Annotated in this window: 7 protein-coding genes and 1 riboswitch; of the genes, 5 read left to right on the top strand and 2 right to left on the bottom strand. The window is 67.1% G+C overall.

Annotation, left to right across the window (positions count from 1 at the left end):
* Position 1: 1 nt before the first annotated feature.
* On the bottom strand, positions 2–1,693 hold the full coding sequence (locus FYJ68_RS01970) for an efflux RND transporter periplasmic adaptor subunit (RefSeq protein WP_195837677.1): 1,692 nt from the start codon (positions 1,691–1,693) through the stop codon (positions 2–4).
* A gap of 1,626 nt (positions 1,694–3,319) precedes the next feature.
* A complete protein-coding gene (gene murB / locus FYJ68_RS01965; protein WP_154433618.1) occupies positions 3,320–4,243 on the bottom strand; it encodes a UDP-N-acetylmuramate dehydrogenase in 924 nt (307 codons plus the stop codon).
* Positions 4,244–4,446: 203 nt separating this feature from the next.
* On the opposite strand from murB, the gene FYJ68_RS01960 reads away from it, so the two are divergent.
* The 5 genes from FYJ68_RS01960 (at position 4,447) to FYJ68_RS01940 (ending at position 12,859) form a co-directional block, all read left to right on the top strand.
* A complete protein-coding gene (locus FYJ68_RS01960; protein WP_154433617.1) occupies positions 4,447–5,400 on the top strand; it encodes a hypothetical protein in 954 nt (317 codons plus the stop codon).
* A gap of 115 nt (positions 5,401–5,515) precedes the next feature.
* Positions 5,516–5,664: riboswitch (FMN riboswitch) on the top strand.
* A 6-nt stretch (positions 5,665–5,670) separates the two neighbouring features.
* Positions 5,671–6,255 (top strand): ECF transporter S component, encoded by a 585-nt coding sequence (locus FYJ68_RS01955; protein ID WP_154433616.1) that lies wholly within the window; start codon positions 5,671–5,673, stop codon positions 6,253–6,255.
* A complete protein-coding gene (locus FYJ68_RS01950; RefSeq protein WP_326832158.1) occupies positions 6,255–8,069 on the top strand; it encodes an ABC transporter ATP-binding protein in 1,815 nt (604 codons plus the stop codon). The genes FYJ68_RS01955 and FYJ68_RS01950 overlap by 1 nt, the downstream gene beginning before the upstream one ends.
* 1 nt (position 8,070) lies before the next feature.
* Positions 8,071–8,862: an energy-coupling factor transporter transmembrane component T family protein gene (locus FYJ68_RS01945; RefSeq protein WP_154433615.1), complete on the top strand. Its 792-nt coding sequence runs from the start codon at positions 8,071–8,073 to the stop codon at positions 8,860–8,862.
* A gap of 262 nt (positions 8,863–9,124) precedes the next feature.
* Positions 9,125–12,859 (top strand): phosphoribosylformylglycinamidine synthase, encoded by a 3,735-nt coding sequence (locus tag FYJ68_RS01940; RefSeq protein WP_154433614.1) that lies wholly within the window; start codon positions 9,125–9,127, stop codon positions 12,857–12,859.
* The last annotated feature ends 633 nt before the right edge of the window (positions 12,860–13,492 follow it).

Raw genomic sequence — 13,492 nt, 5'->3', positions numbered from 1 at the left:
GTCACAGCACCCCAAGGGCACGACCTGCGACCATGCGGTCAGCCGTCGCGTCAGCAGGGACGGAGTCGCCCGAGGCCTCGCCGCCTGCCGAGGAGTCCACGCCATCAGAGGACGAGGCGTCGGTGGCGGTGGCGTCGCCCGTCTCGCCCGAGTCGACGGTGCCGCCCGAGACCACGAGCACGTCCCCCTCCTTGAGGTCTCCCGTCACCGCGGCCTGCGAGCCGCTCTTGGCGACGATCGTGACGCTGACCGTGCGCGAGGTGTGGGACTCCGCGTCCGTCTCGACGTTGACACTGCCCGTTCCGTCGCCGTTGTCCGTGAGCGCGGACGTGGGGACGATGAGGGCGTCGTCCAGCGAGTTGGTGACGATGCTCACGTTCGCGGTCATACCCGGCTTGACCTTGGCGTCGGGCTGGGGGATGAGAAGCTCCACGGCGTACGTGGGACCGCTGGTCATCCCGGTGGCATCGGAGCTGGTGCTGGTGGTCGCGGCAACGGACTGGACCGTGGCGTCAAGCGAGAGGTCCTGGATGGACGAGAAGGTCACGGTCGCCTTTTGGCCAACGGCGACCTTGTTGATGTCGTTCTCGCCCACGTTGACCGTCACCTTCATCTGCGAGAGGTCGGCTACCTGGCAGAGGTTGCCACTCCCAGTGCCCTGTGCCTGGGCGGAGGCGGCCTGCTGGCCCACCGCAGATCCGGTTGTGGCGTTGAGCTCCAGCACGGTGCCCGAGATGGGTGAGGTCACGGTGCGCTTGTTCGCCTGCGAGACGGCCTTGTCGTAGGCATCCTGGGCGTCATCGACCTGGTTCTGGGCGGTCTCGACGGCGTTCTTGGCATCCTGGACCGCGTCGCCCGAGGAGATGGCGGTGGTCGCGGAGCCACCCTGTCCGGAGGTGTCGCCCATCGCGACTCCACCATTGGAGGAGTCGGCGGGGACGCCCCCGTCGTCTGCCTGGTGAAGCGTGGCGGAGGTGGCGTTGGGGAGGGCAGCCGCCTGCTGGTCGGCGCCCACCTGTGCCGAGGCGGCCTGCGCCTGCGCCGCGGCGGACTTAGCGTCCTTGAGCGCCTGCTGCGCCTGGGCAAGCTGCGACTTGGCGGACTTGAGGTTGCGGTACGCCTCGCGCACGGCGCGGTCGAGGTCGTCGTTCTTGATGGTGAAGAGGGTCTGCCCCTTCTCGACCTGCTGGCCCTGCATCACACTGACGCTCGCGATGGTGCCGTCGACCTCGGGGGTCACTACGACCGACGAGACGGGCTGCACCGACCCGGAGGCCTCGACCGTCTCCTCAAAGTGACCCTTGGTCACGGTGTCCGTGCTGTAGAAGTCCCCGCCGTCGTCCTTGGGCGCAAGCATCTTGGGAACGAACACGATTCCCAGGATCACGACCGCGGCGATGCCGGCGACTATCAGGCGGTTACGGATCTTCTTGCGACGGCGCTGGGCGCGCATCTCCTTCAGGCGCTCATAGGCGGCGCGCTCCTCCTCGTCGAGCTCGGGCCCCTCGACGACGGGCGGCAGGTCGGCGTGCCCCTCTCCCCCGCGATGCCCCAGGACAGGCTTGGGAGCCAGGACAGTCTGCTGCTCTTCCGTAGAATCGTGAGCCGCGTCGTCGGCGCCCTCCGGTGGCTGCGGGAATGACTTCTCCCCCTCGCCCTTCCGTGGGATGTGGAACTTGTTGCTCTTCTTCATCTCGTCTCCCGAGGGTCGACGGGGCGCGTGCCGCCCCGACTGGTTCTGGGTTGCGTCGCGATGGGGCATCCTGCTGGTGCGACCATCCTAACTGTACTAGTGAGTCTAATACAGTTAAAACAGAAACGATTCTGAAAGATGCCCATCCCAGGCAAATCGGGGGACGGTCGCCAGTCACCTGCGAGCGTGTGAAAAGACGAAGTCGGGGAGGCCTCCGGGCTATCGCCACTCGCGAAGCCGAGGACAAGCAATGAGCGGGAGAGAAGGTCGGGGGCGCAATCCCAACCCATTCCACCGGCCGTACGGGTTACGGGCTTGCGGCCCATGTTGGTCATGGGAGGGAAACGCAATTCCTGGCCCCACCAAACACGAGAGGGATCCCAAGTCAAAGAATGGGATGAGCGCTTGGCGCATGCCGGTCATAGCGAGGGGGTAGCCAATAGGCACCTGGGATAAGCTGACCCGTTCGCGGTTCATTATCCTGGTAGCACCAGCCAGCCCTTGCGATAGCGTTCTCGTCGGAGATCGGGGGCCAGCTGGCAGCAAATCGCTCGCGGGGAGTGCGGACGATTCTCTGCCAAGGGACCGGAGCCTTTCCATGCCTCACAAGAATGGCATCGGTAGCCATTGGATGGACGGCAACGAACGCCGCTCGCGAGGCAGAGGGGACAGGGCCGAACCATCTCCCTCAGCAAGTGCCAGAAAGTGCGTCCGCGTGTACACATGGGACGAAATTTTTGGCAGCGAAGCCGTCAATCCCCTGCGTTTCCCCAGTTGCCGAGCATTATGGAGCGAAGCTTTGCCAGAAAGTCCATCCCGCGTGTACACATGGGACGGGTTTTCAGGCGGAAGGTTCCCTCCTGGCCCCACTGTCGTCAAAAAGTCCATCCCGCGTGTACACACGGCGTGAGGTTTCTGACACTGTCCACGAGGAGCGGGACTCACCCGCAGGTCACCGATAGCCGAGGCGCAAACGCCGCCAAAAAGTGCGTCCCACGTGTACACACGGCGTGAGGTTTCTGACGGCACCATCCCCGCGTGGGACCCTAGCAGGCAGAAGGGACTTCGACATCCAGGGAATGGGATTTCCACCCGAGGGGTCTCCACGAGCGATCCCACGTCGCCTCCCTTCCTTGAGCACTATCTCCGGGAGAATCAACACCAGCGGCTGGTCTGTGCCCCCTTCGCCGGATGTCTGACCATCAAAGGGGATTGGCCGAGCCCTCGACGTACCACCTGGCAGCCATGATTCATATATTGATAGCTTTGGCCGGGTGATAGGTAAGGCTGGGATACCCCCTCCTGCACCTGGCACGCAACCCGAGGAAAGGACCGGGGTCGGCGCCGGCAGAGGGGCCGTGCGGGACGGCCTCGGCGCGCCCGCGGCGAGGGGCGGGCGGCCACCCCGGGAGGACGACCCCCTACCCTTCTTTAAGCTTTTATCGGAGAGGGGCTCAGAGAAGGGCCGAGCCCTGGGCCATCGGCGTCCTTAGGAGGGCGGCCCGGGCCCAACCAACAGAGAGCCGGCGCCAAAGGAAGGCGGCACCCGCCGGGAGTCGTCCCAAGCGGATGCCGCCATGAGTCTCTCGCCTGATGAGGGGGCATCACGGCCCCCGCAGAGACCCCCTACGGGAGGAAGCGCACCTCGGGCTCCAGCCTGACGCCAAACTGGCGCTCGACCTCGTCCTGGACGTGCTCGATCACGGCGTGGACGTCGGCCGCCGTGGCGTTGTCCACGTTGACCACGAAGCCCGCGTGCTTGGTCGAGACCTCGGCCCCGCCCACGCGGTATCCCTGCAGCCCCGCGTCGCTGATGAGCTTGCCGGCAAAGTGGCCCTCGGGGCGCTTGAACGTGGAGCCGGCGCTGGGGAGCTCAAGCGGCTGCTTGGACTCTCGACGCTGCGTGAGGTCGTCCATCTTCTCGCGGATTGCCTCGGGATCACCCTCGCGGAGCTTGAACGAGGCGGACAACACCACGAGCCCCTCGGTCCTCACCCTGCTGGTGCGGTAGCCCATCTGCAGGTCGTCCGCGTCGATGTCGCAGATACTGCCGTCGGGCATGAGCGCGCGCACCGAGGCGAGCACGTCTGCCATGCAACCGTCGTAGGCACCCGCGTTCATGAAGCACGCCCCACCGACGGAGCCGGGTATCCCGCAGGCGAACTCCAGGCCGGTGAGGCCCAGCTCGCATGCCATCTCGGAAGCCTCGCGCAGGCTCACGCCCGCCTGGCAGGTCATGACCTCGTCGTCCACGGACACGTTGACCAGCCCGTCTGCGATGGCGATGATGACGCCGCGATAGCCGTCGTCCGAAACCAGGAGGTCGGAGCCACGACCAAGCACGAAGTACGGCTCCCCCGCCTCCCCGCAGGCGGCCACCACGTCCCTCACCTCCTCCGGGTCCTCCGGGATGACGTACAGGTCGGCCGGGCCGCCGATCTTGAAGGTGGTGTGCCCGCTCATGGGCTCCCCCTCCAGGACGTTGTCCTCCCCAACTATGGAGCGGAGCTTCCAGGCCAGGGGACGCAAATGGTCGGCACTGTCGGACATGCCGCTATCACTCTCCTCTTTCCGGGCGCCGTGACATGGATTTGCGGGCGAGAGGATCCGTCCCCTCTCGTCCAAAATGACGCCCAATCTGGTATCACAAGTATACAGGTACCCTTGCGAGGGACCCATGCTACCCCGCAAGGGCTTGGGGAACCCTTACGTTCCCAACCCACACGAATCCCCCCAAGAATTGGAGTCCCACCTTGTCCCTTCGCGCGCGCTGGCTGCCCATCCTGCTCTCCGGAGCCTTCCTCGTGGCAATGGTCGCCGCGTCGCAGGCAATCCCCTGCGAGGAGGTACTGTTCCCCGAGACCGCCGCCATCCTGTGCGGCGCATGGATCCAGCCGCACCAGGCTTGGAACATCAACCGTCCGCGCATGCTCGCCCTGATGTCCATCGGCTCCGTGTTTGGGCTGCTGCTGAACCTCCTGGTCCCCTGGGGGCTGTGGGGCAAGGCGATTCTGGGATACGCGTTCTGCGCGCTCTGCATGAACCTCGCCGCCGCAGACATGACACCAATGCTCAGCGCGGCAATCCTCCCCGTGCTGCTGGGAACCGACTCCTGGACCTACCCCGTTGCGGTGGCCACGCTGGTCGCCCTGGTGTGCGCGGGACAGGTGCTCCTTGAGCGCGCTGGACTGAGGGAGAGGATCGACTACCGGCCGCTGGCCTTCAAGCCACGGGTGGCGCTGGCAAGCTGGGGGAGGAGGCTTCTCGCCTTTGCCCTGGTGAGCGCCCCCGCCTACCTCACGGGCAACGCCCTCTTTGCCGTGCCGCCGCTTCTTGTGGCATTCACCGAGCTCACGCGCCCCGACTTCACCCTGAGGACCCGCCCCTGGCGCGCCTGGGCCGCCCTGGCGTGCGCGGGCCTCATCGGGTCGCTGGGCCGTGCCGCGGTCGAGACGATGGGTCTCCCCCTACCCCTCATGGTCGCAGTGTGCTTTGCGGCGCTCGTGCTGGTGTGGAACGGCCTCTCGACCTGGCTTCCGCCGGCGGGGGCGGTCGTGCTGCTCTCGTTCCTCGTCCCCTACGCCGGGCCCCTCATCTTTGGGGTCGAGGTCGCAGCAGGTGCCGCGGCGTGGGTCGCCGTCGCCATGCTCTTCCCGGGCGTGCGCCCCAGCCACGCGAGGCCGGCACGCCTGGGGGTGCAGTCCTAGCGAGCGCCCGGCGCCGCCAGCTCCCCAGCCCAATGGCCCAAGCCATTGGGCTGGGCGTCTGGTGGCATTCCCCCGTTTCTCTCCCCCGGGCGAGCGTGAAGTGCTATAGTCCCACTGGCAGTTTCAGGGCGGGGTGAGATTCCCCACTGGCGGTAGGTCGCCCCAAACGGGTATGCGACGAGTCCGCGCACCGCGCAGAAAAGAGCGGTTGACCTGGTGAGAGTCCAGGACCAACGGTTACAGTCCGGATGAAAGAAACGGGGGCCACACATGGCACAGGACACCACACTTAGGCATCGGGACAGTCACTCCACCACCGGCAACGGCAGTGGGTGGTCGACGCGTCGCATCGCGGTAACCGCGCTCTTCTGCGCGGTGTCGGCGTGCGCGACGCTGTTCCTGGAGTTCCCGATCCTCCCCGGCGTCGAATGGCTCAAGTATGACCCCTCCGGCGCAATCGCCCTGGTGGCAGGCTTTGCCTTTGGGCCGGCCACGGGCGCGGCGGTGTCGGTTCTCCCCTACCTGGTGCACCTTGCGACGCAGTCGGGCGTCTACGGCATGCTCATGGCGGTCCTGGCCACGCTGAGCCTGGTGCTCCCCGCGTCGCTGGTCTATCGCCGTGACACAACGCGCAGGGGCGCCGTGCTGGGCATGGTCGTGGGCGCGGTCGTGTGCCTGGCTGCCTGCATCCTTGGCAACCTGGTGGTGACCCCGCTCTACTCGGGCATGCCGGTCCAGGCGGTCGTGGCGCTCATCGTGCCGGCGCTCCTGCCCTTCAACTTGATCAAGATCGCCATCAACTGCGTGCTCGCCTATCTGGTGTACAAGCCCGTCTCCAAGGCGCTGGGCAACTAGTGGCTTCTAGTTCGGCCGGAACGCCCGTCGCAAGCCTGTCGCACGTCACCCTCGAGTACGAGGGCGGCGTGCGTGCGCTCGACGACGTGAGCCTGGACATCGCCCGCGGCGAGCGCGTGTGCGTGGTGGGGGCCAACGGCTCGGGCAAGTCGACCCTCGCAAGCGTGATCTGCGGCCTTCTCGCCCCCGACGAGGGGGACGTCACCCTGGTTGGGCAGCGCGTCCTGGCGGGTGGCAGGGTGGACTTTGCCGCGTATGCCAAGGCACGCAGGAGCCTTGGCCTGGTGTTCCAGAACCCCGACGACCAGATCGTGACCTCCGTTGTTGAGGAGGACGTGGCCTTTGGGCCCGAGAACCTCCAGGTGGCACCCGACGAGATAGGCCGGCGCGTCACCCGCGAGCTGCACCGCGTGGCCCTGGAGGGCTATGCGAAGGCGGACCCCACCAGGCTCTCGGGCGGCCAGCGCCAGAGGGTCGCGATTGCCGGAGCGCTGGCGATGGAGCCAGAGGTCCTTGTGCTGGACGAGCCGGGCGCGCTCCTCGACGTGCGCGGCAGGCGCTCGATCATGCGCGTGATGGGACGGCTCTCCCAGGCGGGGACCACCATCGTGCACGTGACACACTTTATGGACGAGGCCCTTGAGGCCGACCGGGTCATCGTGATGGAGCACGGCCACGTGGCCCTGGAGGGCACCCCACGCGAGGTCTTCTCCCGCGGCGAGCTGCTCACGTCACTCAAGCTGAGCGAGCCCTTCTGCTCGCGGCTTGCCATGCGGCTGTCGCAGCTTGGGCTGGGAGTCTCGTGGACCTGTGACTCGAGCGAGCTGCTTGACCAGGTCGCCTCCCTTCTGGGGACGGGCAGCGACGGAGGAGAGACGTCCGCGGCCAAGGCGGCGGGCGATGCCGACGGGATGGGCCGAGGGGACGGCGGCAGCGCCCCTCTCGCCATCGAGGCATCGCACGTGCGCTACTCGTATCGCAGCACCGACGCGCGAGAGGACAGCTCCCCCGCCCTCGACGACGTGTCGCTGGGCGTCCCCGAGGGGACCTCGTGCGCGATCGTAGGCCAGACGGGGTCGGGCAAGTCGACGCTGCTCCGCCTGCTCTGCGCCCTAGAGGCGCCTGACTCCGGGAGCGTTGTGGTGCACGGCATCGACACCTCTCGCAGGCGAGACAGGCGCAGGCTCCACGGCCGCGTAGGCTACGTGATGCAGCGTCCCGAGCGGCAGCTGTTTGCCGAGACCGTACTAGAGGATGTTGCCTACGGCCCATCCAACCTGGGCCTCTCGCGCCAGGAGGCGGAGGCGCGCGCACGCGAGGCGCTGGCCCTAGTGGGGCTGGACGACCGGGAGGGCCTCTCCCCCTTTGAGCTGAGCGGGGGACAACAGCGCATGTGCGCCATCGCCGGCGTGCTTGCCATGCGGCCAAGGACCATCGTGCTCGACGAGCCAACCGCAGGCCTGGACCCGCTGGGTCGAGAGGAGCTTCACGCCATACTCCGTCGCGTGCACGGGGGTGGCGTTACGGTGGTCGAGGTCACGCACTCCATGGACGACGCCGCCCTGTGCGAGCGCGTCGTGGTCCTGGATCGCTCGCACGTGGTTGGCCAGGGAACCCCGCGCCAGGTGTTCGCCGCAGGGAACGAGGCGGCTCTCGAGTCGGCGGGACTGGGCATCCCCCGGGCGCTCGCGTGGGCCCGCGAACTCGCCCGCAGGGGCGTCACGGGCCTGGGCGAGCCCCTCTCCCTGGAGGCCCTGGCCCAGGCGATAGCGCGGCATGCCGACGAGGCCTCCAACGGCGGGAGGTCGATCTAGCATGGCCATGCGCATCTCGATGGGACAATACCTCCCCGGCAACTCGGCCGTGCACCGCCTGGACCCTCGCGCCAAGACCATCGCCGCCCTGGCGACCATGGTGAGCGTGTTCTTCATCACCTCTCCCCAGGGGCTCGTCCTTGGATTCGCATTTACCCTGGTGGTGACGGCGCTCGCACGCGTCCCGGCAGGCAAGCTGGTGGAGTCGATACGTCCCCTGCTTGCGATGCTGGGACTCATCGCCGTGATCGACCTCCTGGTAATCCACGAGGGGACCGTCCTCGCCGCCCTGGGACCCATCGCAATCACGACTGGCGGCGTGCGCGTGGCGGTGCTCTACTCTCTCCGGCTCGTGGTGGCGGTCGTTGCGGGCGCGCTCCTGCTGCTCACCACCACCCCCATGCAGCTCACGGACGCCTTCGACTCGTTCCTGGCGCCCCTCTCGCGCATCGGCCTCCCCGGCCACGAGCTGGCCATGGTCTTCTCGCTCATGCTGCGCTTCATCCCCACGCTGGCGGACGAGGCGCAGTCCATCGTGGACGCGCAGACCTCGCGTGGCGGCGCCATGGCCGAGGGCTCGGTCGCAAGGAGGGTCCGCTCGGTGGTGCCCGTGCTGGTCGCGCTCCTGGCAAGCTCGATGAGGCACGCCAACGGTCTCTCGCGCGCCCTCGACGCCCGCTGCTACGAGGGTGGGGCCGCACGCACCCACTGGCACCCCATGCGCATGCGCGCCGCCGACTGGGCGACACTGGCTGTAACCTGCGCCTACGTCGCCGGGGTGGTGCTGCTGTAGGCCGACGCCCCGTAGCCCGTGGCGGGTCGTCGAAGCCGATGCGATCCGCCACGGCACAGCGCACACGCCCCTCTCGCCCGCCCCGATTCCCTATGACCGACGAGAATCGCAACAACGCTGGCCGGCGCCCCTCTCCCCCGACACGCGGGCACGCTCCCGCCCTCCACATGAACTTTTGCGCCCCAGGCGGCCTGGTCCCTACCTGCGCAGCTATCATGGGGTGTGCATTTGTGGAAAACTCTCGGACGGAAGGTAGAGCCCCATGGTCTCCCGCGTTTACGTAGAGAAGAAGCCCGGGTTCGACGTCGAGGCGCGGCAGCTGTGCCGCGAGCTCCAGGTCATCCTCGGCATCAAGAACCTCACCGGACTGCGCCTGGTCAACCGCTACGACGTCGAGGGGATCTCGAAGGCCCTCTTTGAGCAGTGCATCCCCACGGTGTTCAGCGAGCCCCAGACCGACAAGGCGACCACGCGCCGCCCCGCCGCCGGCAAGACCACCAAGGTGTTTGCCGTCGAGTTCCTCCCCGGCCAGTTTGACATGAGGGCCAACTCGGCGAGCGAGTGCATCCAGCTCATCAGCCAGGGCGAGCGTCCCACCGTCGCGTCCGCCAAGCTGTACTACCTCAAGGGCGCCAACCTCACCGACGAGGACGTCGAGGCCATCAAGCACTACGTGATCAACCCGGTCGAGGCGCGCGAGGCGTCCCTTGCCACCCGCAAGACCCTCAAGGTCAACTACCCCAAGCCGCCCATGGTCGAGACCCTGGAGGGCTTCCGCTCCTACACCAAGGCCCAGCTGGGCAAGTTCATCGAGGAGCGCGGCCTGGCCATGGACCTGGCCGACATCGAGTTCTGCCAAACGTACTTCAAGGGCGAGAGGCGCGACCCCACGATCACCGAGATCAAGATGATTGACACCTACTGGTCGGACCACTGCCGCCACACCACCTTTGGCACGCAGCTAGAGAACGTGAAGATCGACGACTCCGTGGTGCGCGCTGCCTTTGACCGCTACCTGGAGGTCCGTCGCGAGCTCGACCGCAAGAAGCCCGTCACCCTCATGGACATGGGCACCATCGGTGCCAAGTACCTCAAGGCGAAGGGCGTCCTCAAGAACCTGGACGAGTCCGAGGAGATCAACGCCTGCACCGTGAAGGTCAAGGTGGACGTGGACGGCGAGGACCAGGACTGGCTCTTCCTCTTCAAGAACGAGACCCACAACCACCCCACCGAGATTGAGCCCTTTGGCGGCGCGGCAACTTGCATTGGCGGCGCAATCCGCGACCCGCTGTCCGGGCGCTCCTACGTGTACCAGGCCATGCGCGTGACCGGCGCGGGCGACCCGCTGGTCCCTGTGAGCAAGACGCTCAAGGGCAAGCTGCCCCAGCGCAAGCTCGTGACCACGGCGGCAAACGGCTACTCCAGCTATGGCAACCAGATTGGCCTTGCCACCGGCCAGGTCAACGAGCTCTATCACCCCGGCTACGTGGCCAAGCGCATGGAGATCGGCGCCGTTGTGGGTGCGACTCCCGCGAGCCACGTGCGCCGCGAGACCCCCGCGCCGGGCGACAAGATTGTGCTTCTCGGCGGTCGTACCGGTCGCGACGGCATCGGCGGTGCCACGGGCTCGTCCAAGGCGCATAACGTGGAGTCCCTGGAGAAGGACGGCGCCGAGGTCCAGAAGGGCAACGCCCCCGAGGAGCGCAAGCTCCAGAGGCTGTTCCGCCGCGAGGACGCCTGCCGCCTGATCAAGCGCTGCAACGACTTTGGCGCGGGCGGCGTCTCGGTCGCCATCGGCGAGCTTGCGGACGGCCTGTTCATCGACCTCAACAAGGTCCCCAAGAAGTACGAGGGCCTGGACGGCACCGAGCTCGCCATCAGCGAGTCGCAGGAGCGCATGGCCGTGGCCCTTGCCCCCGAGGACGTGGACGAGTTCCTGCGCTACGCCCACGAGGAGAACCTCGAGGCCACCGTCGTCGCACGCGTGACCGAGGAGCCCCGCCTCAAGATGGTATGGGACGGCGAGACGGTCGTGGACGTGAGCCGCGAGTTCCTCTCGTCCAACGGCGCGCCCAAGCACCAGGACGTGCACGTGGAGGCACAGGGCAGCTACGCCCCCAGCTGGGAGGGCGACACCCTGGCCGAGCGCATGGAGTCCCTGCTCACCGACGAGAACGTGGCGAGCAACAAGGGTCTCTCCGAGCGCTTTGACTCCACCATCGGCGCGGCTACCGTGCTCATGCCCTTTGGCGGCAAGACGCAGCTCACGCCCAGCGAGGCCATGGTCGCCAAGCTCCCCGTGGATGGCGAGACCACCACGGTCTCGGGCATGGCATGGGGCTTCAACCCCTACCTGATGAGCGCCAACCAGTACACCGGCGCGTACCTCTCCGTCGTTGAGTCGGTGTCCAAGCTGGTCGCCGCCGGCATCAGGCACCAGGATGCCTACCTCACCTTCCAGGAGTACTTTGAGAAGCTGCGCCAGGAGCCCGAGCGCTGGGGCAAGCCCGTCGCGGCGGTGCTGGGCGCACTCATGGCCCAACTCGACCTGGGAATTGGCTCCATCGGCGGCAAGGACTCCATGTCCGGCTCGTTCGAGGACCTGGACGTCCCCCCCACGCTCGTGAGCTTTGCCACGGGCCTTGGCAAGGTGAACCGCATCCAGAGCCCCGAGTTCAAGACCACAAACGGCAAGCTCGTCCTGGTGGAGCCCACCTACCGCGAGGACGGCGTGACCCCCGACCCCAAGTCGCTCCTTGCCGTGTACGACTTTGTGCAGGAGGCAATTGGCTACGGAGACGCGCTGAGCGTGGCGACCCCGGGCTACGGCTGCCTGGCCGAGACGCTCTTCAAGATGGCCGTGGGCAACCAGATCGGCTTTGGCCTTGCGGACGGCTTCACGGCGGACGACCTGTTTGCGTACCGCTACGGCAGCTTCGTGCTCGAGGTGAGCGACAGCACCTACGTGCCCGGCGACACCAAGGGCTTCTCCGTGCGCGTGCTTGGCGGCACCAGCCCCGAGTACAAGATGTGGGTCGAGGGCCAGGAGATTGACCTTGCGCCGCTCCAGGAGGCCTGGGAGGCCAAGATGGAGCCGGTGTTCCCGTACCGCGAGGCGGGCGAGACGGTCAAGGCCCTTGGCTTCGACGTCGCCGAGCATGGCGTCTCGCGCAAGGCTCCCGCCGTCGGCGTGGCGCGCCCGCACGTGGTCATCCCCGTGTTCCCCGGCAACAACTGCGAGTACGACAGCGCCCACGCCTTCGAGCGCGCAGGCGCCGACGTCACCACGCTGGTGATCAACAACCTCACGCCGTCCGCGGTCGCCGAGAGCACCCAGGCGCTGGTGCGCGAGATCGAGCGCTCCCAGATCGTGATGATCCCCGGCGGCTTCTCCGGCGGCGACGAGCCCGATGGCTCCGCCAAGTTCATCACGGCCTTCTTCCGCGCGCCCGAGGTCACCGAGGCGGTCCGCGACCTGCTCCAGGCTCGCGATGGCCTCATGCTGGGCATCTGCAACGGCTTCCAGGCGCTGGTGAAGCTGGGCCTGGTCCCCTATGGCGACATCAGGCCCATGGACGACGGGTGCCCCACCCTCACGTTCAACACCATCGGTCGTCACCAGAGCCGCCTGGTGCACACCCGCGTGGCCTCGAACCTCTCCCCCTGGCTGTCCAAGTGCAACGTGGGAGACGTGCACACCATCGCCATCAGCCACGGCGAGGGCCGCTTCGTCGCCAACGACGACGTGCTGGCGCAGATGGAGGCAGCGGGCCAGATCGCGACCCAGTACGTGGACGAAAACGGCGTCCCTGGCATGGGGCTCGACGTGAACCCCAACGGCTCGGTACTTGCCATCGAGGGCATCACCAGCCCGGATGGCCGCGTCTTTGGCAAGATGGGCCACACGGAGCGCTACACCGCCGGCACATTCCAGAACGTGCCCGGCAACCTGTACCAGCCGCTGTTCGAGGGCGGCGTGGCCTACTTCACGGAGTAGAGACAACGCAATCGTGATGTGGAGGGCCGGTCGCCGATGGGTGGCCGGCCCTCTTTGCTGGCGCGGGGCAGAGGCTGGACCCCGTGAGGGGCGCGGCGGAGTATGGTGCCCACCGCTGCTAGAAAGCGCGCCCCGTGTGTACGCATGGGACGAGGTTTCTGACGCGGGCCAGCCTCACTGGCGCGCCCCCCCTGGTAGCGAGGCATCGGAACCCCAAGCCCGTCAGAAAGTCCCTCCCGTGTGTACACACGCTGTGGGGTTGTAGACACAGAGACCCCTCCAGACCCCCTTGACGCCAGATAGTTCGCCCCGTGTGTACGCATGGGGCGAGGTTTCTGACACGGGCCCGTCTCGCTGGCACGTTTCCCCTGGGCACAGGACATCAGGACCCCCAAGCCCGTCAGAAAGTCCCTCCCATGTGTACACACCGAGCGAGATTTCCGGTAGGGGACCATGCGGTTCCGGAACCCGGGACAGTGGGGCGCGCGTAATCGTAAGCCACCCGCTGTGGGAGCCGAAGGACCGACACCCCGATCAAGCGGTTTGCCTTCACGCAGCGCCCCTCGTCCCCCGCGCCCCAATCCCTATTTCACGGGCTCTCCGACAGACGCCGCCCATCGGCCAAGCGAACTG

This window comes from Olsenella porci (assembly GCF_009695875.1).
Taxonomy (GTDB): domain Bacteria; phylum Actinomycetota; class Coriobacteriia; order Coriobacteriales; family Atopobiaceae; genus Olsenella_H; species Olsenella_H porci.
Note: the sequence above shows the minus strand (reverse complement) of the source record. Positions and strands in the feature narration are given on the sequence as shown.